Annotated in this window: 21 protein-coding genes; 1 reads left to right on the top strand and 20 read right to left on the bottom strand. The window is 50.7% G+C overall.

The annotated features are described in order from the left end of the window. Window positions 1–45: 45 nt before the first annotated feature. From VN12_RS23500 to VN12_RS23480, 5 genes are read right to left on the bottom strand one after another with little or no spacing between them, the layout of a single operon-like run. A complete protein-coding gene (locus VN12_RS23500) occupies window positions 46–414 on the bottom strand; it encodes a hypothetical protein (RefSeq protein ID WP_146679241.1) in 369 nt (122 codons plus the stop codon). After that, the gene (locus VN12_RS23495) at window positions 411–1,223 is read right to left on the bottom strand and encodes a radical SAM protein (protein WP_240491248.1); all 813 of its coding nucleotides are present in this window, start codon (window positions 1,221–1,223) and stop codon (window positions 411–413) included. The genes VN12_RS23500 and VN12_RS23495 overlap by 4 nt, the downstream gene beginning before the upstream one ends. Beyond that, a complete protein-coding gene (locus VN12_RS23490; RefSeq protein WP_240491247.1) occupies window positions 1,195–2,214 on the bottom strand; it encodes a hypothetical protein in 1,020 nt (339 codons plus the stop codon). The genes VN12_RS23495 and VN12_RS23490 overlap by 29 nt, the downstream gene beginning before the upstream one ends. Beyond that, on the bottom strand, window positions 2,211–2,939 hold the full coding sequence (locus tag VN12_RS23485; RefSeq protein WP_146679235.1) for a glycosyltransferase family 2 protein: 729 nt from the start codon (window positions 2,937–2,939) through the stop codon (window positions 2,211–2,213). Before VN12_RS23485 ends, VN12_RS23490 begins: the two co-directional genes overlap by 4 nt. Beyond that, the gene (locus tag VN12_RS23480; RefSeq protein WP_146679233.1) at window positions 2,932–3,726 is read right to left on the bottom strand and encodes a glycosyltransferase family 2 protein; all 795 of its coding nucleotides are present in this window, start codon (window positions 3,724–3,726) and stop codon (window positions 2,932–2,934) included. Before VN12_RS23480 ends, VN12_RS23485 begins: the two co-directional genes overlap by 8 nt. 25 nt (window positions 3,727–3,751) lie before the next feature. Here VN12_RS23480 and VN12_RS23475 point away from each other — a divergent pair, with 25 nt between their 5' ends. Next, a complete protein-coding gene (locus VN12_RS23475) occupies window positions 3,752–4,111 on the top strand; it encodes a four helix bundle protein (protein ID WP_146679231.1) in 360 nt (119 codons plus the stop codon). A 32-nt stretch (window positions 4,112–4,143) separates the two neighbouring features. Here VN12_RS23475 and VN12_RS23470 read toward each other — a convergent pair whose 3' ends face one another. The 15 genes from VN12_RS23470 to VN12_RS23400 all read right to left on the bottom strand — a co-directional run bounded on the left by VN12_RS23470 (window position 4,144) and on the right by VN12_RS23400 (window position 20,911). Further along, window positions 4,144–4,638, bottom strand: coding sequence for a sulfotransferase (locus VN12_RS23470; protein WP_146679229.1), 495 nt, complete (start codon window positions 4,636–4,638; stop codon window positions 4,144–4,146). A gap of 84 nt (window positions 4,639–4,722) precedes the next feature. Next, window positions 4,723–5,130 carry a hypothetical protein gene (locus VN12_RS23465; protein WP_146679227.1) on the bottom strand — a complete coding sequence of 136 codons (408 nt, stop codon included), beginning with the start codon at window positions 5,128–5,130 and terminating at the stop codon, window positions 4,723–4,725. Next, window positions 5,130–6,692, bottom strand: a complete 1,563-nt coding sequence (locus VN12_RS23460; protein ID WP_146679225.1) for a recombinase family protein — start codon at window positions 6,690–6,692, stop codon at window positions 5,130–5,132. Before VN12_RS23460 ends, VN12_RS23465 begins: the two co-directional genes overlap by 1 nt. Continuing rightward, window positions 6,689–7,069, bottom strand: a complete 381-nt coding sequence (locus tag VN12_RS23455) for a recombinase family protein (protein WP_146679095.1) — start codon at window positions 7,067–7,069, stop codon at window positions 6,689–6,691. Before VN12_RS23455 ends, VN12_RS23460 begins: the two co-directional genes overlap by 4 nt. Further along, a complete protein-coding gene (locus VN12_RS23450; RefSeq protein WP_146679223.1) occupies window positions 7,066–7,536 on the bottom strand; it encodes a DUF2924 domain-containing protein in 471 nt (156 codons plus the stop codon). The genes VN12_RS23455 and VN12_RS23450 overlap by 4 nt, the downstream gene beginning before the upstream one ends. Then, window positions 7,533–7,937: a hypothetical protein gene (locus tag VN12_RS23445; RefSeq protein WP_146679222.1), complete on the bottom strand. Its 405-nt coding sequence runs from the start codon at window positions 7,935–7,937 to the stop codon at window positions 7,533–7,535. Before VN12_RS23445 ends, VN12_RS23450 begins: the two co-directional genes overlap by 4 nt. 417 nt (window positions 7,938–8,354) lie before the next feature. Then, window positions 8,355–9,611, bottom strand: a complete 1,257-nt coding sequence (ltrA, locus tag VN12_RS23440; protein WP_205855087.1) for a group II intron reverse transcriptase/maturase — start codon at window positions 9,609–9,611, stop codon at window positions 8,355–8,357. A gap of 816 nt (window positions 9,612–10,427) precedes the next feature. Further along, entirely contained in the window at window positions 10,428–10,679 is a 252-nt protein-coding gene (locus VN12_RS23435; protein ID WP_146679220.1) for a hypothetical protein, read from the bottom strand. Between the two features lie 51 nt (window positions 10,680–10,730). Next, window positions 10,731–12,689, bottom strand: coding sequence for a hypothetical protein (locus tag VN12_RS23430; protein ID WP_146679217.1), 1,959 nt, complete (start codon window positions 12,687–12,689; stop codon window positions 10,731–10,733). Between the two features lie 29 nt (window positions 12,690–12,718). Further along, window positions 12,719–14,596, bottom strand: coding sequence for a sigma-54-dependent transcriptional regulator (locus VN12_RS23425; RefSeq protein WP_146679215.1), 1,878 nt, complete (start codon window positions 14,594–14,596; stop codon window positions 12,719–12,721). 28 nt (window positions 14,597–14,624) lie between these two features. Then, window positions 14,625–15,146, bottom strand: coding sequence for a hypothetical protein (locus VN12_RS23420; protein ID WP_146679214.1), 522 nt, complete (start codon window positions 15,144–15,146; stop codon window positions 14,625–14,627). Next, on the bottom strand, window positions 15,143–15,943 hold the full coding sequence (locus VN12_RS23415; protein ID WP_146679212.1) for a hypothetical protein: 801 nt from the start codon (window positions 15,941–15,943) through the stop codon (window positions 15,143–15,145). The genes VN12_RS23420 and VN12_RS23415 overlap by 4 nt, the downstream gene beginning before the upstream one ends. Then, window positions 15,940–17,154 (bottom strand): hypothetical protein, encoded by a 1,215-nt coding sequence (locus tag VN12_RS23410; protein ID WP_146679210.1) that lies wholly within the window; start codon window positions 17,152–17,154, stop codon window positions 15,940–15,942. The genes VN12_RS23415 and VN12_RS23410 overlap by 4 nt, the downstream gene beginning before the upstream one ends. Continuing rightward, window positions 17,151–19,805 carry a hypothetical protein gene (locus VN12_RS23405; RefSeq protein WP_146679208.1) on the bottom strand — a complete coding sequence of 885 codons (2,655 nt, stop codon included), beginning with the start codon at window positions 19,803–19,805 and terminating at the stop codon, window positions 17,151–17,153. The genes VN12_RS23410 and VN12_RS23405 overlap by 4 nt, the downstream gene beginning before the upstream one ends. Then, a complete protein-coding gene (locus VN12_RS23400) occupies window positions 19,805–20,911 on the bottom strand; it encodes an ABC transporter substrate-binding protein (protein ID WP_146679206.1) in 1,107 nt (368 codons plus the stop codon). The genes VN12_RS23405 and VN12_RS23400 overlap by 1 nt, the downstream gene beginning before the upstream one ends. Window positions 20,912–20,922: the final 11 nt, after the last annotated feature.

Genomic DNA, 20,922 nt, shown 5'->3' with positions numbered 1-20,922 from the left:
TCCTAGTCAACGCTTACTATTGCCTAACCTCCGAGAACGCAAGCATCACGGAGCAATCACAGGATACGGTGGCATGCCTGGGTAGTAGTGACCTGGATGACCTTCGGGCAGATTGTCGGGGTAGTGATAACCTGGTGGCAAGTGATAAGGATGATCTGGTGGGAGCCGCGGCCAAATGATATTGGGTAGTGGTGGCGGCGCTTCGATAACCACTGGTTCATCTGGCGGTGGCGGCCAAGGCCAATCCTCAGGCCACCATGGTGGACGTGGGCCCGGGTCTTCGCTTGAGGATCCTTCATCGTCGCCTCCAGAACTCTCCGGTGGAATATACGGTGGTTGTTCTGCCGGCGGATCGAAGGGTGGAATGAACGGATACGGCAAACGAGGTAGTTTGGGCTTGAACTTATCAATCATTGCAAGTTACTCCTTTGCAAGGGACTGGGATGACGAAACGCGACGCGCCTACTGGGGCACAACGCGCACTGGGGAATCGACTTGGTTTCGAGAAATGAGCGAAGCTCGTCGTCGCTCGCTGTTGGCGGGCAAGCTTCATAACTACGGAACAAATCCCACTCCGAAATAGATTCGAGGCGGGCTTTTGTCTCTAGCTGTGGCCAGTAAGCAAGCGCAGGACATTTTGCGAGGCGGCCATTCACAAGCTGAGTGCAAGTGCGCTGCATACAGACGCGATACGCAGCGTCTGGCTCGGAATTGAATGGCATCGGCATGCCATCGACGATCTTGTATTGCCGCATCCAGCCCTTGTGCGACTTGCGAATGTTGATGCAAAGCTTGGGATACTGCGTACGCCAACTCCACACTATCGCTTTCACGTCGCGGAACCTTTCGAGGTAGTCTTGATGTGTTCCATGCTGGCTTATTTCAAGTTGACACTCCGTATCAACGAGAACCCGCGGCAACTCAGGGAAGCGGTGCAGGAAGAATCCATTGGTGACCAGCATCAGGTCGCTGTCGTACCAGTGTTTCCGTGCTAGTTGAATGTGCTCCAAGATCGCAGGGTTGAGCAACGGCTCACCTCCAAGTAATGCGAATCGCGTTGGCTTAAGTCGATGAGACCACCGCGAGTACTCGGACTCCGCGTCAGCAAGCGTTGGCAACTTGCCTGCCAAGTGAAAATTGCCGTAGTGGCTACACTGCTGGCAGGACAAATTGCAACCATGAGCAACGTGGTACTCAAGAGCGAGCAAGCTGAAGCGTTGCATCGTCGCCCTCCTTAATACGAAGTTTGAATCGACGAGCATTCACGCCAAGACGGATGAGAAATCGAGTAAGCACCAAGTGAGACGAAAACGTTTCATCCAAGCTGCTCAGTCTTTCGTCGTAAACCGTCAGCTCATCGGACCACGTTCCTGAGACAATCAGATTCGGATAGGTCGCCAGTAGGTTCGCCGCTAGATCTGGTCGAAATATCGAGCCAATGTCGTAGCTCGCTGGCGGATCATCTTTCCACTCGCTTATCAGTTCGATCGATTGACGGTTGTCGGGAAAAGGCAATTCAGTTGGATTGCTTCGCTGCCAGCGACATCGATCCAGATGCGGCTTGCTGGGACCGATGAAGTGGTAGACAAAGGACTGCATCACTGGATTGGTTGCCCACTCGGGCGTCTGCAACATGCTGACGTTGAAGTCAGGCGGCAGGAAAGCAATCAAATCAGCGTGATCGTTCCACAATTGGTTGATGATCAACGACTCGTCGGTGGCTTGATCGTTGGCTCCGAAGGTGACGATCAAGTACTGAATGATGCGCTCGAACATGCAAGCGAACGTTTCGGTGTCATAGAGATACAGTCCACCGTTTGGATGCATCCAGGTCGGCGCGGGATTGAGTCGACAGCGTTCGGCCCAAATCTCGTGCGCTGTCTTTTGCCACCCGCCGTTGTCGATTCGGTTCTGGGCGCACTGCCTTTCGGCAACCATTGCGAACTTGCCAGGCTTAGCCAAATCGAACGGAGATGGGCAGTCGCTGCGAATAACCATGTCGTTGTCGATTTGCAGGACATGCGACGGACCGAACCGCTTTGCAACATCACCACAGACGAACATCTTTTGCCAAAACGGATGGCATGGCTGCAGAGGACGGCGAATCCATTGCAGCTCGGCGTTCCATCGCTCAGCAGCCGCTTCGACACTCTCCCGTACTGTCGGTACCGCACGGCGCGGTGGCAGATCCAGAATTGCGATGACTCGTTTCATTTCCAAAGTACCTTCCTTAATCCGTGTTTGCGAAGTGCAGCTCTTAAGAACACTGGTCGATGCCGCTTGTAGGCCGGCGGATCGACGTGGATGTGCGGGAATACATGGTCCATCGCCACGCCAACCTTGACGCCGGCAATCTTGGCTCGCCAGAAGAAGTCCCAGTTCTCATCGACCTTGAGGTCTTCATCCCAGCGAATCGCCTGCAGGATGTCGCGATATGCAACGAAGCAGTTACAGACGAACGCGCACACGGCAATGTCGCCGATGCGTCGATACTCGCCACGCGGAATGTGAAGCACTCCGCCTGACGAATTGAGCAACCTGGGCGTTCCGTCAGGATTAGGACGATGGGGTTGCTTGCTGAGTGTTGCGAGTAGATCGAGGCGACTCGATTCGAACTTGCGAACGAGATCATTCAGTCGCGTCTGCGGACCAACCACATGATCGTCATCGGAAAAGATCACCATGCGCGTCTGTGCCGCTTCCACGAGGCGATTGCGACCAGCAGATAATCCAATGTCGTATTCAGTCTCGATTAGCCGGTCGACCATCGCCGCTTCGTCAGGACAGGTCAGCGAGAATCGCAACTCAGGCTTCCCATCGTCTAGGACGTAGATCAGCGGACGATCATCGCCACAGTGTTCGTAAATGCTACGCACAAGCGTTGCGCAGCAATGAGGACGATGGATGGTCTTGATGCAGAATGTGACGCGATCACGCATGAACGATACCTCCTCCTGGATAACGCAGTGAATCAAAGCCGTGTTTACGAAGCCCCAATCGGCGGAACTTGGGTCGGGCTCGCAGAGCTCCATAAGGCTTGGCCGCCACATGGTCGTGGACTACCGAGCAATCGAGTGCCACAGCTATTTGCAGATGTTCAATTTGGGACGCCCGGTAGAAGAACTCCCAGTGCTCGTACGTCTTGATCTCATCGTCCCAACGAAGGCGGGCGATCGTGTCGCGACGGGCGAGGAACGCGTTACTGACCATGTCGCACCAGCAAGTTTCGCCGATGCGTTTGCGTTCGCCTCGATGCATCCAAATCCGTGTGCCATTCATCAGGGGGCTAAAGAGCATTGGCCGGCCGCCATCTCCCTGTCGCACAGCCAGGATGTTGAGGTCGTACTCCATGAACCTCTGGTAGACTCGATCGAGGTGTAGATCGGGCGTTACAATCTGATCATCATCGAGCAAGAAAATGAACTCGGTTTCTGCCGAGTCGATTGCTGTATTGCGCCCGACGCCGACGCCCACATCGTGTTGCTCGAGATCAATCACTTTGCAGTGCTTGGCGGTCTCGGGATACTTAAGCGAGAACCAATGTTCGGGCAGACCATCGTCCACGACGACGATCTTGGGATCGCCGAACTCCTTTCGAAGCGACTGTACGAGTCGATGGCAGGCCCAAGGCCGATGAATGGTCTTTATGCAAAAAGTAATGTCTTGCAGGGCAGGCCCGAGGCGTGAGGCTTGAGGCGTGAGATTGTTATGATGTTTTATTTCCATTTTTATTCTCTCTCGTGAGGCAGATATGCGGGACCACAGAAAGCTGCGGGCATTTGAATTGGCGGATGATTTAGTGATTGCGATCTATCGAGCTACCAAGTTATTTCCAAAGGAAGAAGTGTTTGGACTGACGTCGCAGCTGCGCAGAGCTTCGGTTTCAATCGCATCGAACATAGTCGAAGGCAGCGCAAGAAATTCACTTGCTGACTACATTCGTTTTCTGGATATGGCATTCGCCTCGACTCGCGAAGTTGAATATCAAATCTCAATCGCCCATCGGCTCGATTACTTCGAAGCTACTGTGTATTCCGAATTACAACAGAAGGTCGAAGAGACCGCCAAAGTTATGGCTGGCCTAATTCGCTCATTGCGATCGGATAAATAACCTCAGGCCTCAAGCCTCGGGCCTCACACCTTCTAGCCGAACTTCCTCAATTCCGGGTTCACGTGTGCGATCGCTGAATCGATCTCTTCGGCAGTTGGTGAGATTCCCAGGAATGCGATCAGTTCATTGATCACGGTCTCAGGATCTTCAGTAAGCTTGGCGAAGTTGATCCGATGTACGGGGACTTCGGGATGTTCTTGGATAAACCTTTCGCGATGTTCCAGCAGCGAACGCTGGAGTTTGTCGCAGGCATCATCGCCGGCCGCGAACCATTGGCCTGGATGTCTGCTACTTCGATCTTGGAGCGAACGAATCGAGGCTTCGATTGGTCGATCGACGGCGACGATTCGCAGCGAGTTACCGAGGGCTTCGTAGAGGTGATTTGCGAATCGGCAAAGGTGCGGATACTTGCCACCAGCCACAGTTCGATCGCGAATGGCTTCTGCTTTGCGGGTTACGATCCAAGCTTTCAGTTGCTTGGCGAGCTGACCGTCAGGGAGCTTGGGATCAATCGCTGGGAATCGCATTGCCTTTTCACAAAGGTTCGCCGTACAGTATCTCGAATTATCCGGCGCTAATGGAAATTGGCTAACCCGCTCGAATTAGCCATTTCAGATGGCATCAGAATCGTTGCGGCTAGGTGTCCCGAACACAGTCTCGAACAGGTATCGTTGTTCCTCCCAATCATCGAGCAGGGTAATCGGGCGGAGAGTCTTTTCGGAGATCTCGGGCTTGCCTTCGGTGATGCGAGGAAGGAACAGCAGCTGCTCTTGGATGTCCGGGGCCAGCATCGTCAAGCTGAGGATTTGCGAGATACGAGGCTGGGTGACTTTGCCTATCCGGGCAAGTTGAGTCATGTCCCGCACCTTGCCCGTTCGAAGCAACTCCTCACCGCGAATCGCTAAGGCCATCAACCGGGTGATACGAGGCAGTCGGCCAGGCAATTTTGGATCGTCACACTCGGGGCGCTCTTCCCTGCGCGTGCAGGGGATCTCGATCTTCTTCTTTTTACGAACCATCAGGCTACCTCCTCCACGTTTTCTAACAATGCGGAAATGGCTGTCGGGTGATAGTCGATCGAGAGTGTTCCATCCGTGCGATCGTACTCCACTTTGGAGATCAGTAACCCGAGAAGCTCGTGCCGCTCTCTGGCCTTCATCAGCCCCCAGAGACGATCAAAGTCCGTGATCGCTTCTTCCACATCGGTTCTCTCGAACCTGCTGTCCATCAGGCGTTCCAGCTCCGATTCCAATTCCAACAACCGAGCATTCGTTTGGGAAATCCTGTTGATCAGTTCTTGCCGGCGCACCTCATTGAGATCGCCAAACTCCACCTCTGTGGACATGCGTTGTAGTTCAGCCTGGTCGCGCGAGCGTTGCATCTTCGATTGACGCAGCTGGATCTCTTGCCTTTGGATCTTGGCCTGCCGCAGGCGTTCCGATTGTTCAAAGATTTCACGTCTCAAACCCTCGTCCGTCACAAGGCATTTGATTTCTTCGATAACCGCGTTCTCGATGGCTGGGGCGGAGATGGAACCCGTTTGGCAAAGCTCCCGCCCTCGTTTGATCGATGTCTGGCAAACGTAGTAGCGATAAATCTTGCTCTTCTTCTTGGTTGGACAATGCACCATCGAGTAGCCACAGTTGGGACAGTACAAAAGTCCCTTGAGTAGCGCATTGTGACGATTGGTCAGTCGGTTCCCTAACCCTTTCCCATGTTCCTTCAGCTGCGCTTGCACCCTTTGGAACTGTGCCTTATCGATCAAAGGCTCGTGCTGACCATCGTATACTTGGTCTTTGTGTCGAATCATTCCAATGTAGATTTGGTTGGTGAGCAGGGCGTGCAACGAGCATTTATCGAATGGACGTCCCCCCTTCATTCTCCCTTGGCGAGTGAGCCAGGTTTTGTTGCTCCAACCAACCTCGCTCAGCTTTTGGACCACGGGAAGAAGAGAACCCAGCTTCAAATACAAATCGAAGATGGTCCGAACCATTTCGGCTTCCTTTGCATTGATCACCAGCTTGGGGCTCGTCGAGGATCGATCGACGTCGTATCCCAACACGGGTTGGCCTCCACACCACAAGCCCCTCTGTCGTTGCAGAGCGATTTTGTCGCTGATGCGTTCGCTAATGATCTCGCGTTCGAACTGTGCGAACGACAGGAGAATGTTCAGCGTGAGACGCCCCATCGAATTGGTCGTATTGAACTGCTGGGTTACCGAGACAAAGGATACGCCATAGGCATCGAATGCTCTCATGGTCTGTGCGAAGTCGAATAGCGAGCGACTTAATCGATCGGCCTTGTAGACAATGACACAGTCGATTCTCCCTGCCTCGACATCCTTCATCAATTCGTTGTACGCAGGTCGATCGAGGTTACCCCCTGAGAAACCTCCGTCGTCGTAGCGTTTGGGCAAACAGACCCAGCCTTCGGATTTCTGACTCGCAATGAACGCCTCGGCCGCTTCGCGCTGGGCGTCGAGCGAGTTGAGTTCAAGGTCCAATCGCTCTTCGGTCGATTTGCGTGTGTAGATCGCGCAGCGAACGATTCGCCGATCCTCTTCTGGTTTTTTACGATTCATTTGGACTCCGTGACTGAGACAAAGGTTATCCCACAGGCTTCGAAGACGCTCATGATGTGGGCGAGGTCCGATGGAGACCGACTTAATCGGTCAACTTGGTAGACGACCAAGCAGTCGATCTCTCCTGCCTCGATATCCTTCATCAGCTCGTTGTAGGCAGGTCGATCGAGGTTGCTCCCTGAGAAACCTCCGTCGTCATAGCGATTAGGCAAACAGACCCAGCCTTCGGATTTCTGGCTTTCGATGAAGGCCTCGGCCGCATCTCGCTGAGCATCGAACGAGTTGAGTTCGAGATCCAATCGCTCCTCGGTCGATTTGCGTGTGTAGATCGCGCAGCGAATGACTCGGCGATCCTGTTCTGGTTTTTTACGATTCATTTGGATTGTCCTAACTTGAAAAAGAGAAAGCCGTTGCAATGGGAGCCGGTGATCGCACGCGCCACGGCTGTTAGCGACTTGTACTGCTGCCCGTCGTACTCAAAGCCATCGGTTAGAACCGTGATGCACAAGGTCTTCCCCTTGTAGGTTCGCTCGATGACATGGCCAGGGGGTGGGAGCCGTTTGTCCCAATTGGCGGGTCGAGCCACCTCCATGGTCGGTTTCTTTGCTCGAGGCGGGGTAACTCGAAAGAGGGACTCTCCCGCAATCGCGTTGGCTCGGAGAAGGGTACGCTCGCTTAGTCCGCCTTCATCATCGGCCTGCAGCTTCCAAGCAAGTCGGCGGTAGATGTAACGCCTGTTTCTCGAACGGCATTGCTCTCCGAAGAGAGTCTCGTACTTGGAAACCAGCTGTCGCATAGGAAGCTCGGACAGCTCAATCAATTTCTTCTTCGTATCAGGACTCATCGGATACCTCCTTGTTGCTGCTCGCTCGCTGTCGCTGCTGCGACGTGGACTTGGCGGCTGCCGCTATCTCGTCTGCTCGCCTGCTGGCTTGTCGCCAAATGGCTTCGACGATCAAGTTCGCGATCCTCTCTCTTTTCTCCTCGCACATGGTTCATCGGTTTGTTTGCAGTCATGGAACTGGTCTGTTGGGGGCCCGTTGCCCCGGGTTTTGGACCAGTCACAGAGAGCGAGGAAACCGAACGAGAATCAAGGCGTTCGGGTAAAGAGTCGGAGAGATTCTCCGAGGTTTCTTCCACAAGTTGTTGTTGTTGTTGTTGTTGACGTTTCCATCGCAACACCGCGTGCCCCAACAAAGTAGCCACGCGTGTGATCTGGTCTGCAGGGGAGACCGTCTCGCTCATATAACCTCCTGAGGTGGGTTGAAGTCTTTTAGAACTCCTCCGAACCGGACTAAACCGCTTCTCAGGACTATCTATGCAAATTGGTGGATCGAGCGCCCCAAAAATCGATTGAAAGATGCCAGAGAGGGACGTCTTGCGCCGAGCCATGGAGAGTCTCTAGCTATTACCCGTAGCTTATAACCTCGCGGTTCGAGAGGCGAGAGAGTGCTGAGAGGTTTGGGCTAAAGGGACGGAAGAAGGGGGGCGACCGTTTTTGTAGAGAGTCTCTCTGCAGAGACGATCCGTCGCGTGAGAGATAGGGGGCGAGTGCGTTCGGCCTTGTAAAACACTGGGGAAATAAATCGGGTAGGAGGCGGGATTACTCCCGCCGTCCTCCCACACCACCGTACGTACGGTTCCGTATACGGCGGTTCAGGTCTAACGACGATTCAGCTCAGTGCCTTTCTGGACGAGGCTTATCAGCCCAAGTTGCGTGAGGTGGCGAGTAGGCAGGGCCTGATTCATGTGGCTAGCGCCAGCATTCCACCAGGGGCCATGACCATTGCCAGCACAGACCCACGCTCGCACGCGGTCAATGCCAAGGCGAGTCAGTTCGCGGGCTCGTTTGGGCGGACGCTTCCATTGGCGCCAGTAGATGGCGCGTAACTTCCTGCGTAACCAGCTATCAAGTTCCTCGAACGTTTTCTTCACTTCACTCTTCCGGTAGTACGACACCCAACCGATCAGGACCGGCTGCAACTGAGCAAGCACCGTACGCACATTGCGACCTCGTGCCTTGCGGAGTTCCTCGCGTAGGCGACCCTTGAAGCGTTTGACCGATTCAGGAGACACCTTAAACTTCGGTTGGTGATGGTGCGTGAACGTATAGCCCAGGAACTTGCGGTTCCAGGGGCGGTCCACGGCACTCTTGGCTCGATTCACTGTCAGTCGCAGTTTCTCGCTCAGGAAGCGTTCGACACCATTAAGCACTCGCTCACCGGCGCGGTGACTGCGAACGTAAATGTTACAGTCATCAGCGTAGCGAACGAATTTGTGGCCTCGGCGTTCCAGCTCCTTGTCCAGCTCATCGAGCAGGACGTTGGACAGAAGCGGTGATAAGGGACCGCCTTGCGGCGTTCCCTCGCTGCGTGGACTCACGATGCCGCCTTCCATGATGCCAGCTTGCAGATACAAGCGGATCAGTTTCAGGATGCGTTTGTCTTGGATCTGACGTGCAAGGCGACTCATCAGGATGTCGTGATTGACGCGATCGAAGAACTTTTCCAAGTCCATGTCGACAACCCAGCGATGCCCTGAAGCAATGTGTTCCTTGGCACGATCCAACGCCTGATGCGTACTCCGGCCTGGGCGAAACCCAAAGCTAGAATCCGAAAACATTGGATCGTAGAGCCTCGTGAGCACTTGCAGTAAAGCTTGCTGGATCAAGCGATCTAGCACTGTCGGTATGCCCAGCATGCGCATCCCTTTGCCACCGGGTTTAGGTATTTCTACCTTTCGCACAGGGCTCGGACGATACGTTCCGCTGAACAGTTCTTCCCGGTGGCGTTCCCAATGCTCTCGGCAGTAGCCTGGCAGTTCATCGACGGTCACCCCATCAACGCCTGCGGCTCCTTTATTACCGACAACACGGCTCAACGCCTGCAACATATTGCTGCGGCTTAGCACCTCCTCCATCGTGACGGTGACTGAATGTTCAGTGTTCTCATTGCATGCCGGAAGTGTTTGACGCGCGTACGAATTACCCTCAGCGGTTCCGCCGCATACTCTTGTTCGCCGCTCAGGCTTCTCAGCCGTCATCTCTGCGTCTACCTCACATCACGAATACTTTGCACCAAACGGTTAAACTTGTTCGGCCCTTCGTCAGCTAAAGCCTCCGACTACTATGGCCTCTGCTGACTTCTACGGTGACATCGTAACCTCTTGCGAGGCAACTAGCTTTGCAGCATCCCCGTAGATCTCTCAGGGTAAGACGCGTAACTTTCCTCTCGTATATTCGCCGCATATACGCCGACTCGGTCCGAATGACATTGGGCTTTGAATCTTCGTGCCTTCTCGCCCACCGGGTCGTCGCCTCGTATACGGTTCGTGTACCTCGAACCGAGAGTTTGCCTGCTGCTTCCTTCAGATTCAGAGTTGCCCCTGACACCCTTGCAGTCGACTAGGAGTTCCTGTCATCAAGGCCTCCATCGGGACTTGCACCCGACAAGTTACTTCCTGGTTCACTTTCGCTTGCCAGTTGCGAGCGTCAGTCAATGACGCTCCGCGTCATGCCTGACGCACACGAAAGAAGCCGGCGACAGTGCATTACACCATCGCCGGCTTGTTTTTATAACTCGGCGGTCAGCCTTGGTTCGCCGAGAATTGAAAAGTTGAGTGGAACCAACACCTCACGAAACCCGCCTGTTTTCTCTGGACTGGGTTATGGATATTTGGCTGTTTCCGCGAATAACCTGCAGATTTGATCTCGTTCATTGACTAACTTACGTACTATCAAAATGAACGGGTATGCCAGATTCCTATCGCAACGGTCGCAAACCAAAATGAAAGCATCAATCCCAAGTAGGCAAGGTCTAGCCACGTACTCGGCCTGACTTTAAGAATTTCGCAATAGGAAAGAACGACGAAGGTGCTTGCCGCAATCACAACGCCTATGGCCAAAGCTACGCGAGGCTTCCAAGGCGTAATATTCGCTTTCAAACGTCTAATTTCCTGACGCAGCTCTTCGGTGTCGTTGGTTGTCATAGGGATACAATCGTGTTGCTATCAATAGGTTTTCGGTTATGGTAGCTCGCACTACTTCCGCGAAATCAATGAGTAGAAATAGGAAATTAGAATTCCGAAATGAAAGACTCCTACTACATTGGCTCCGATCGAAACTAATGCAAGCATCAATTCTTGATCGCTAGATGATTTACCGAGCGAGCTAATTCCGTTTGCTGATCCACCAATCATCCAGTTCAGTTGGGTTGCTAATAAGACTGGGAATTCCCGCAAACCTAATTGCTCGGTCGCATATAGCGAGTTCACCACCAAGGTAATTCCACAAAAAACGATAATCCATAGCCCGAACGCGAACAAAATTCGATTCAGGCTGACCAAAAGCACTTCTGCATAAAACAAAACACTGTTTAATGCGATACCTATCAAGCTCCACTGAGCCATCGACTGTAACAGTTCAAGTCGCCTGTTATTCCAACGAAAATGGGCAAGACATGCATCCTGTTCTTCTGACTGGCCTGCATCAGAGTAGATTTTCACAAGTTCGTTGCATATGGTCGCTCGAGCATCAAGCTCTGCATAGCTGCGGACGGATGGATGGTACCAGCGGCAGGTTGCATGAACAAACTTATTGATCTCCCTTAAACGATCCTCAAGATCGAAATGAAAGCCCGCTCCTACGAAACCACATTCCGCGCGGACCTCTGCGGCATGCTTAATTTTAATCGCTTCAAGTGATAGAGCCGGCGTCTTGCCACCAAGTAATTCGCATGCGTCATTCGCCAAAACGGCAGATAGAATATTGTCTGACACTGACAGACCGTTCGAAAGTTTATGCCTCGCGCGGTCGATCAATTTTCGAGCAACTAGAGCCAACTTTCCAGGTGCTCCATGTCCGTCGTAAAGATCCTCCATGATTTCAGCGGGTGGCGAGTCGAATCCATTGGCAACTCCGTCCGGCAACAACTTATCAAGCTTCGCCGTCCGCCATAATTCAAACGGACCTCCAACCGGCTTAGACAAAAGACCTCCAACGCCATTTGACTTGTTCTTGAGAAAACCTTTGTTGGTCGTCCATATGTCGTCAGAGCGAGACTCCTGTCCCGTTGAAATCATGAACCGAAAATCCGAATCGTCATTTTCATCTGCCAATCGATTGCAGTGAATTCCGCGTTCCTCAAGGCGTGAAAGATGTTTCTTGGCTGATTTATCAGCGAACTGCAATCGCATATCTTCGAGTATCACTCGATACTTATGCCTTTTCTTGATCGGCAGTTTTAGTCTAGTGTTGCCTGAATTTGTCTGAGCATTTCCTGTCGGATCGATGTGAAATCGCTCCTCCATTTGAATCCATGAACTTACTACGTCCGTACGAAAACCAAACCGATAGGTGGTGTATGCGTGCATCATTGCATAGTCAAGCTCATCCTCTATCACAGCTGATAACTCACGTCGCCGAGGCAGCTGAAATGGCGCATTTAAATTGCCCGCTTCACTTGACATTCTCTCCAGATCAAGATTGGTCTTTAAGCGAATCCAGTCGCGAAGCCCGGTCGCGTCGAAAAGTGGATCGGACCAAACATGAAAGATAGAGTAACGATTATGCCAACAAAATATGCACTCGACGGTCTTGTCGCCCTCCGTGAAATTTGCTCGATCGAGACAACTCTTGTCCTGAACCTCAGGTAGACCGTCGTAGGCGAATGTCCAGCGAAACTCAGGGAAAGTCACCACCAACATCGCGATCAGTGTTTCCCAAGTAGCAGCGTCACTAACCAGGGACAAGTCGTTAGGTCGCACCGAGTCCACCAAGACGGTGACGCAGCGACCGTGGTGATTTTCAATCCGCGATTCGATTTGATGAATGAAGTAATCATACACAGAAATCTCGGGTAGTAGTCGATGTGAACGTTCGTCGAAGACGATCGGATCTGCAACCGTGTCTTCATAGTCTGGCAGTGCTAACAGTCGAGCCCAAGCTTGTAATGCTCTACCACCCACTTCGGATTGTGACAACAAGATATATTTATGCACGATAGATCTTCGAATCTCCAAGCCTACTACTAAGCTGTCGTCTCATTACTAGGCTTGGTGAAGGCCTTCTTCTTCTCCCAAGCTCTCTTGAACTGCTCTCCAACCGGCCCCTCCACAGACAGGCAATGTGTCTCCACGAAACGGTTGAACTTGGTCGTCTTCACATTCGCATCAACCAATAATTGAATCGTCTTCGCGAAATTGAATTCCAGATTTCTAGCGTCACCCTCAGAAACACACTTTTCCAGCGCCAGCAATACCAGCCGGGTAATCGCCGTATTCGACGCGGTTTCGTATCTACCCAACACATTCCTGCCTGAGCCAAACATCCCTCGCAGTTCTTCATCTGAGTCGGCCGTCAAACGTACGTTTGCGAGAAACTGAATGAAATCTTCAACCGACATTTCGGGGTTGGGTGGAACTGCCACTGACGCTGAAAGAGCCCCGTCCAGTGCAAGAGCTTCATGGACGCCAGGATGCTGTCCGCTAACCTGACCAGCGTTCGGCACATCAGGTGACACAGCGACAGGAAGTGGCATGTCACGTGACAAAAGATGCCGACTTTCTTGATCAAGAACACATGCCCGTTCGACCATGTTCGACAACTCGCGGATGTTGCCTGGCCACGAATAGCTCATCAGATATGGGATCAATCCTGCACCAATTTTGCGTGGAATCGCCTGCTTGTCGAACTTGCGAATCAAACCGTTGACAATCAACTCCAAATCTTCGAATCGCTGAGACAACGGCGGCAACTCGATTGAAACCACGTCTAGTCGGAACAACAGATCGTGTAGAAACTTGCCCTCCTGAACCAATAAGTCCAAATCGGCATTTGTCCCACAGATGACCCGCACGTCAACATTCTTGACCTTGTCCTCGTCTTCCCCGAGTCGAGTGAGCCTGCCATCCTCGATGACCTTCAAAAGTCTGGACTGATTTTCCAAGTTCAACCATGACAATTCATCCAGAAACAGATCGCCACCATCCGCGGCTTCAAGCAGCCCCTTTTTGTCCGAAATTGCGTTGGTGAAAGCTCCCTTGACATGCCCAAATAGTTGCGAAACTCCAGTCTCAGTCTTCAACTTTGCACAATTGAATGAAATTTGTGGACCGTTAGTACTCTTAGCACTCCATTGCATCAAATACTCCGCGAGAGGCTGCTTCCCCGTGCCTGACTGCCCCGTAATCAGAACCGGGCTCCTTGTACGACCGACTTTTCTTGCGATGCGAAGCGCTTTCAAGAGTGGTAGTGAATATCCAAGACTCAACCCTAGTTCATCCGGAACTAGTCCCTCCTCCCATATGTAGTTTTGCAATTCCTCTGCGGTACACTGCTTATCGATAAAGACTTTGACTCCTTGTCCTTCATATCGCTCGCTGATGGCGTCCTGATTCTGCTTATTACTCGAGAGGATCACCACAGGCAGATCTGGGTATTCCGTTTTGATCGCTTCAATAATCTTCAAACCGAAATATTCCGTCGCCGCTTGTCCAATCGGACTTTTGCTGGGCGCACCGGCTTCGTCTCGAGAACTCTCTTCAGTAATGATCCCTGTCACAAACTCCATATCGACAAGTACGAGTGCCCATCGGTCTTCAGGCTTGCATACCCAGCCTTCGCGAACGGTTTGAAGGATTGCAGGCAGATCGTTGGAAATTTCATCGCCAATTCCTACCGGCGACGGAGATTGACCGCTGAAAAAAAACGCTCTTGCAACCGTTTCACCTCGTGGCTTGCTCTTTGAAGCACTTGCGTCACCCGTTGCGTCTAGCAATCCGTGAGTCCGTCGCCACGTGTGCCGAAGATCGTTCTGAGTGCCATCCTTCAAGGATCTGCCATATTGATCATCAATGATCAGAATTCGCGGCAGATAATCCGACTCGGTAGTTCGTAAGTTTGTCATAATCTTGTTTTCATTTAGTCAGGTTGCATCACCAGTGCGCACATTTTGGCAAAATCTCTAGTGCTTCTTTTAATTCATTGCAGGCAGCTTCGAATTTGATCGCCAAAGGCGTACAGCGACGCGTTGATGCCGCCGTAAGTGGAACTGAACAGTGCGACAAACACTTGATCAATCGCCGATAAGTCAGATCAACTTGCCGTTTTGCCTTTTCCGCTCGAAGTCGAACTTTCGCAGTCCGTTGCAGCCATAATTGATGGCAAGCATCAGCTACCGGTTCGCGAACCTCGGCGGGTATCTGGCAGAGCGGCATTTGTTCGAACAGATGCTTGGGGCTTATATTCTCGACGGCGTTATCAACGATCCACGCCGCCTCGATCGACCGGTGTTCCCATTGCTTAAGGGTCTTGTTGACAAATTTCTCCTCGAAGTCAACGTCTCCATCGTCGTCCGTAGCTTCCATTTCGGAAACCCAGTACCGCAACTGATTCAAGTAGTTGTTCGTCAGCCATTGATGGCAAAACGAAGAACGGCATTCTCGCCATGTAGTCATACGCGATTCAATGCCTCAATCTCGTCCATCACTTCTTTTACAGAAACGTCATTCAGCCAGCTTTTGCAGGCAGATGGCTCAAGCAATAGTGACAAAAAAGCCGATAACGTCCTTTTCTCGCGAACCGCTGGGTCGGAGAGAAGGTGCTTTAACATGCTCTGATCAAACACAGTCTGCCAACTCTTTTTATCGTGGAAGTAATCACGGCAGATGTCAGATGAAAAAAAACGCCTTCTAGAACTGCTTGATATCAAATTCTCAATTTCGACTGGGTCCATTTCTGTAAGTGAATACCCCACGCAGAACAGGTGAAGGTTTGCTAACAGGTTGTAACGAGAAGGTGAGCTAAACACTGAAGCCAGTTGTGGATCGACTCCAACCAAACGATTCATAACTATGCTTTTTGCCTGATCTACGGACATTGAGCAAAAGCATGTAAGAAACCCATTTCCTATCGAATACTGGTTTCTCGCATTCAACACAACTGAGAAGATTTGCCCATCAATTCCAGCCTCTGCACGCCACTCATCATGAGGTCGCAATCTCAATTCATCTTCGCCGCCGCGAGAAACACGGAGTACTATTAGATTCCTTCGTCCACTCTTCACCCACGCGGATTGCATTCTTCTCATTTCGTCTTCGTCAGCATGAATTATCGCAAAGTCCGCATCGCAGAGATCAGTAGCCTCAACTGTTCCAGTAGGTAAGCACTTCGACGAGAGCCCCTCAATCCCAGCAACAGGTCGCACCAAGCTTGGGGACTCATCCGCGTGATCTGCAAAAAACACACACTTCATTTTAAACTCACAGGACGAGTACTATTTTGGCACGAGAACGTGATTGATCTCTTATTAAAAAGAACTTCGAAAGTGCATGTATCTGCTGGTAGAGAAGGAATCCGGCAGGACAACTGTCGTTCAGTCTGCGCAATGAATCCCGAGATATTTTGGTCAACACCGCAATGTGTGCTAAAAGGCGAGGAAGCAAATCGACGAATCACGCCACAAGTACCGGTATCCTTATTCTCAGCGATAAACGAATTCATAAGTCGATCTATCGGATTATGAAAGTGGAGTTGAACAGCGAGTGAAGGATCGTCAGACAACGATATTTTGATAACTGGATTTTGAGGCGTCACGTCTTTAAACTGCGTTATCAGATACGTCAGTCTAAACAGAAAACGCGCCCCCCCCGGGACATGAAAGCGAAACCTACCCTTCGTTGAGGTTTGAAAGTCGCAGTTGGCCTTTACTCCGCATGAAGCTAAGATCCTTGCAATTACTTGAGTTGAACAGTCGTATCCTTCGCAGCTTGCGAAATAGAATAGCGATTTGAACGATCTTGTCGGAAACCCGTCATCAAGAAAACTATCGCGGAACGGAAAGTCATTTGGTACATCGGTAGAAAAATCATTTGGGTGTCCTGGGTTCTGGCCAATTGCTTGTGCATTCATTATCGCAGAAAGAATCTTTGCACATGCATTTGCTTCGAAACGATCCCACTCAATATTTGCACTTTTCAATGCCCTTTTGGATCTCGAAAGCATTGCCTGCTCATTTCCAGTAACAGCCTCCAGGTGGATTACCTGAGAGTAAAGCGACGGATGCTGTCTGAGCAAATCCTCTCCATCATGCTCGCTTGAAATCAGACAGACCAAGCAATCGGATTCACGTTGGCTGACTTTGATCAGGAAATCATCGACGAAGTTGCTGTTGTCTTGAATTACAGTGCCTACATGTTTAAGCAAGATATCAAGCAATATGATTGCTGGTCCGCTTGAATTCACTATTTCGTTGCGTATCCTGAAAAAGTCATCTCTGCTGGTCACGAGCTTGACATTGGCCCTCTCTGGCGCTTCATTAAGCAGACGGTTATACTCTCGTTGGTCAAAAACAGCCAACACAAGAACGTCGTCCGGAACTTCCGCTAAATGATCTGCAAAGGCAGACACGTATGCGCGCATCTTCGCAATATCGTCTTCAAAGACATACCAAGTACGACAGTTCATCGGGACGTGTCTCCCTCAAAAATCAACCAAGGGTTTGGTTGCTTCAAAACTAGCGGCAGTTCTAAAGACGCTGTCCAGTGATCGAGATCCGTTCCGTTTTGTGATTGCTTTCCTGGACCGAAATAGGCCGTACCAGGTGGAGAAATTGAACTCGCGCACAACTGCAAAACAGATTCGGTTCCGTACTCCTTATCTGGATGCCCCTCAGAGGAGGAGTTTTTCACCTCAATTACAAGCGAACCGCCGCACAGTATTGCGTTTAAATGTATGACTCCACTCGGAGCATGCTTCATTGCATTCGTCAATGACGCGACAACAGCTCGAACCAGCCACGTTTGGTTCAATGACGACTCGCTTGCGACTTTGGCTAACTTGGGTACAACGATTCTATCAACGCCACCATGGCAAGCGATCTGAACTTGCGAAGCTCGAATGCTTAGCCGCTGAGTCCATTCATGGCGAACATACCTAACGTCGTCAAATGAGGAAATCGCGAGGTTTTTTACGTCAGCTACTGCTGCGACTTTTGCAGCACACTCTACGAGCTTTACAAGAAAGTGCTTGAAGTTAATACTGTGGTTCTCTGCAAAAAGGAAGTCGTCTTTTCGTTCTTTCGATGAACTCCACGTAAAGGCTAACCACTGTATGGCTGTTACTGCTTCGGGAAAGAGAATGAGCAGCCCATTTTCGACAAGTTCGATGTCTTGCTTCCTAGCTTCGCAATCATCACCTATGAGCTCAATTTTGACTCTGGTAAGAATATCCCGAAATCGTGTCCCAAGAAGTTTGTCGAATGCGAATTCAAGAAGCTGATTTCTTTCGTGACTTTCTGCCCGGAAGATGTCTAACGCACGCCGCCTGCTTGCTGACTGTCGATTCGAGAGCGTTGTGAATAGGTTCAAAGAACTCCAAAGTGCGTCGCAGTCTCGCACCGTCGGGAACTCCGCAGTTAACAGGTTGCGATCCGTTGACGTCCGTGCGGTTGCAATAACAGTCAGGCTAGCTGCATCGAGCGATAGTGAGGCAACATCATAAGAACGTGTTGTGCTAACCAATAGCGCAAATCTCTTCCCGCTGAATTGCTCCAAAACAAACCTCAGAAAGACAGAGATCGGCTTGTCACGTATTGAAACTGCGCTATTTCCTACTGAACTGAGGACGATGGGCGGAAGTGGACCAAGCACAGGTGGCGTCGATACAGACTCAAGCCAAAGCGCCGACGTCAATCCAAGAGTTTCAGATGGCTGATCGGAGGCTAGATCGTACCACTCAAAGTAATTGCCCCAATCTTTCCCGACGAATAGCACAAAGTCGTCTGGATGGTCTTGATTCGAAAAAACCGCTTCTGAAAGCGTCATATTCTCTGTCCCGAGAAGTCTGGACAGTTTGCTCCTGTCCATCTCCAAAGCATGCACATGGTCAGGCTTGGGGGTAACGTTTATCATCTTGGCGCCAGAGTCGCCCAACTCAACTTTGCCAACACGGATGTTTAGTGAAAATACTTCACCCAACTCCTTCGGTATACATTCAAGCAAGGGTTCGGCAACATAGTAAACGTCATTGTGAATTTGATTATCAGAGTTTGTACCGTTGACCACACCTTCACGCTGAAACCAAATGCGATTGCCCTCAAATGCTGGTAACTTTTCTCTCAGTCGATTGCGAACTTTGCTGTGCAAGCCGATTTTGACATTTTGCATGACCGCCGGACTTAAAGAGCGACTAGAACTTCTATGTATTATTTGCTGGGCAACTGTCATTTTTAACATTGCCCAAAGCTTTCCGTCATGAGTAGTTGAGGATATGCCCAATTCGTCTAGCCTTGGCTTGACGCATATGGATCGAAAGGTTCTTTCCAAGTCTGTTTGCTGGGCGAGAGTGAAACCACGCATAAATATGTGAGAATTGACCGAAGACCATAATGGCCAGATATCTTCTGCTGGAAACCAATGCCATGAAACGCTTGGCATGACAATCGCGGTTGTAAATGTAGAGCCGGAAGATGCGGCAATATCAGTCGTTAGTCTCAGGATATCTTCAGTGCATTCTGGTATCGTCCAGTGCAGTGCGCGCTTTCTAACATATTCGGCGTGAGTCATCGTTCCGAAGTCAGGGAAGGTTGCTTTCAATGCCTCCAGAGCTATCAGCGTAACTTCAGGCATATTGTTGGAAGTAAATAGATGCTGGATCGCCATGATGCCATTTTCGGTGAGAAGGTGGTCAGCATGATTCAGAATCACTTGCGCTTTGTGGAGTTTGACATGTTCATCTGGGCCCCCAACCAGCCAATGGAATCCATAGAAGCACGTTGCGATGTCGAAGCTTTTCGAACGATCAGAAACGGGTGCTAATGATGTAAGATCCGCCGAGATGTATTCAAATGGAGTCGGCAGTGCATTATTAGAACACGGGGCAAGATCAACTCCAAGAATTGTTTTCGCTTGTTTAAAAAGTCCAGAGTTTGATCGAACTAGTAGCCTTTCCCAAAAAGAGACGAAATTCTTCGGAGCGCCGCATGCGAGGTCAATGATAGAATTGCGGTCAGAAAGTTCGCACTTGCGAAATTTCTCTATCAAATTAATCAGCGAGACACCGCGTGCAGCTCGCAGGTCAAGAGAACGCTCATAGCTGGATGCGTTTACGACCTCCATTACTTATGTTCCATTTCGGGATTCAGCTCGAGTGCTCCATCTTTAATCTGAAAGATGTCATAATTCGCATTCACCCCGCCTTGGCGATTAAATTCGAGGGTGCCCATTGCGGTGGACGTCGAACCAAGATCAGCAAACGCCTTTACTGCATCCGGTTCGTCGCGGGTGTTTAAAGACTTCCAAACTAAGTCCATTGCTGAGTAGGCATAGCCAGAAAGAACAAACGAACCATCAGCTCCGTACATGGCGTCATAATCCGTTAAAAACTTTCTACTGGGTCTAACGCCAACTACTCTTACACCATCTCGCATTCCGTTTGTAGCACTTAAGTAACCTGGGTCTGTTAGACTCCAATCCGTAACGAGCATCCCTTGAAAATCAGTCTCAAGCAGCTGGTTGAGAACCGTGAAGTAGCCTGGCCCATACCCCGCAACAAAAATTGAATCTGGTTTCGATGCCAAAAGCTTCTTCCACACATCGCGATAGTCTTTTTGAGTAACCTCAAAGGTCTCAGATTGGACATTAAGACCTTGCTCCTTTGCGAATCGATCTCGGAATGCAATTTCGCATGATCGACCATAATCGTCATTTACGGTTACGACGATCGCGTTAGCGGCTTTTTCATTGAGTAATGTATCAGCGGCTTTCCAGCTCATTTCGTCGGCCGAAAGAAACACGCGGTAGAGTCCAGCTTCCGGTTTAGAAAGCGAGCTATCAGCTACGCAAGTTGCTACAACGAGGCGGCTACCGTCTAGAAGTGGCATAATCGCGTTAGTAACACCACTCATTGCGATTATAGTGGCGTCAGCTTGTGAAAAATCGGTAGCCTTTTGGAATAGAGAGACAGCCGTTTTAGGATTGGCAGCCGAGTCAAGATACTCAATTTGCAACTTACCGCCGGTCGCCCTAATTTCCTTCGCCTTTAGCTCGATGCCTTTCTTTATTCCTTCCCCTGTGCTTGCAGCCGGTCCCGTCAATGGCAGTAGGGCTACTATGGTCTTCATATCCTCCTGTTTTGGAGCACGTTCGTTTTGTCGTGAAAGTACGATTAGGCTGACTACCACGACTGCACTTGTTATTATCCAAAGAATATGTTTTCGTTGCATGCTTGACTCCA

The organism is Pirellula sp. SH-Sr6A (assembly GCF_001610875.1).
Taxonomy (GTDB): Bacteria; Planctomycetota; Planctomycetia; order Pirellulales; family Pirellulaceae; genus JBKCUI01.
Note: the sequence above shows the minus strand (reverse complement) of the source record. Positions and strands in the feature narration are given on the sequence as shown.

What these genes read in the sequence shown, in the direction of transcription:
- VN12_RS23470 (WP_146679229.1), bottom strand. Translation starts at nt 4,638, where the DNA reads ATGCGATTCCCAGCGATTGATCCCAAGCTCCCTGACGGTCAGCTCGCC.
- VN12_RS23400 (WP_146679206.1), bottom strand. Translation starts at nt 20,911, where the DNA reads ATGCAACGAAAACATATTCTTTGGATAATAACAAGTGCAGTCGTGGTA.
- VN12_RS23500 (WP_146679241.1), bottom strand. Translation starts at nt 414, where the DNA reads ATGATTGATAAGTTCAAGCCCAAACTACCTCGTTTGCCGTATCCGTTC.
- VN12_RS23475 (WP_146679231.1), top strand. Translation starts at nt 3,752, where the DNA reads ATGCGGGACCACAGAAAGCTGCGGGCATTTGAATTGGCGGATGATTTA.
- VN12_RS23480 (WP_146679233.1), bottom strand. Translation starts at nt 3,726, where the DNA reads ATGGAAATAAAACATCATAACAATCTCACGCCTCAAGCCTCACGCCTC.
- VN12_RS23485 (WP_146679235.1), bottom strand. Translation starts at nt 2,939, where the DNA reads ATGCGTGATCGCGTCACATTCTGCATCAAGACCATCCATCGTCCTCAT.
- VN12_RS23415 (WP_146679212.1), bottom strand. Translation starts at nt 15,943, where the DNA reads ATGAAGTGTGTGTTTTTTGCAGATCACGCGGATGAGTCCCCAAGCTTG.
- VN12_RS23425 (WP_146679215.1), bottom strand. Translation starts at nt 14,596, where the DNA reads ATGACAAACTTACGAACTACCGAGTCGGATTATCTGCCGCGAATTCTG.
- VN12_RS23445 (WP_146679222.1), bottom strand. Translation starts at nt 7,937, where the DNA reads ATGAGCGAGACGGTCTCCCCTGCAGACCAGATCACACGCGTGGCTACT.
- VN12_RS23450 (WP_146679223.1), bottom strand. Translation starts at nt 7,536, where the DNA reads ATGAGTCCTGATACGAAGAAGAAATTGATTGAGCTGTCCGAGCTTCCT.
- VN12_RS23410 (WP_146679210.1), bottom strand. Translation starts at nt 17,154, where the DNA reads ATGAACTGTCGTACTTGGTATGTCTTTGAAGACGATATTGCGAAGATG.
- VN12_RS23455 (WP_146679095.1), bottom strand. Translation starts at nt 7,069, where the DNA reads ATGAATCGTAAAAAACCAGAACAGGATCGCCGAGTCATTCGCTGCGCG.
- VN12_RS23460 (WP_146679225.1), bottom strand. Translation starts at nt 6,692, where the DNA reads ATGAATCGTAAAAAACCAGAAGAGGATCGGCGAATCGTTCGCTGCGCG.
- VN12_RS23405 (WP_146679208.1), bottom strand. Translation starts at nt 19,805, where the DNA reads ATGGAGGTCGTAAACGCATCCAGCTATGAGCGTTCTCTTGACCTGCGA.
- VN12_RS23420 (WP_146679214.1), bottom strand. Translation starts at nt 15,146, where the DNA reads ATGACTACATGGCGAGAATGCCGTTCTTCGTTTTGCCATCAATGGCTG.
- VN12_RS23495 (WP_240491248.1), bottom strand. Translation starts at nt 1,223, where the DNA reads ATGCAACGCTTCAGCTTGCTCGCTCTTGAGTACCACGTTGCTCATGGT.
- VN12_RS23465 (WP_146679227.1), bottom strand. Translation starts at nt 5,130, where the DNA reads ATGGTTCGTAAAAAGAAGAAGATCGAGATCCCCTGCACGCGCAGGGAA.
- VN12_RS23435 (WP_146679220.1), bottom strand. Translation starts at nt 10,679, where the DNA reads ATGACAACCAACGACACCGAAGAGCTGCGTCAGGAAATTAGACGTTTG.
- VN12_RS23490 (WP_240491247.1), bottom strand. Translation starts at nt 2,214, where the DNA reads ATGAAACGAGTCATCGCAATTCTGGATCTGCCACCGCGCCGTGCGGTA.
- ltrA (WP_205855087.1), bottom strand. Translation starts at nt 9,611, where the DNA reads ATGGAGGAGGTGCTAAGCCGCAGCAATATGTTGCAGGCGTTGAGCCGT.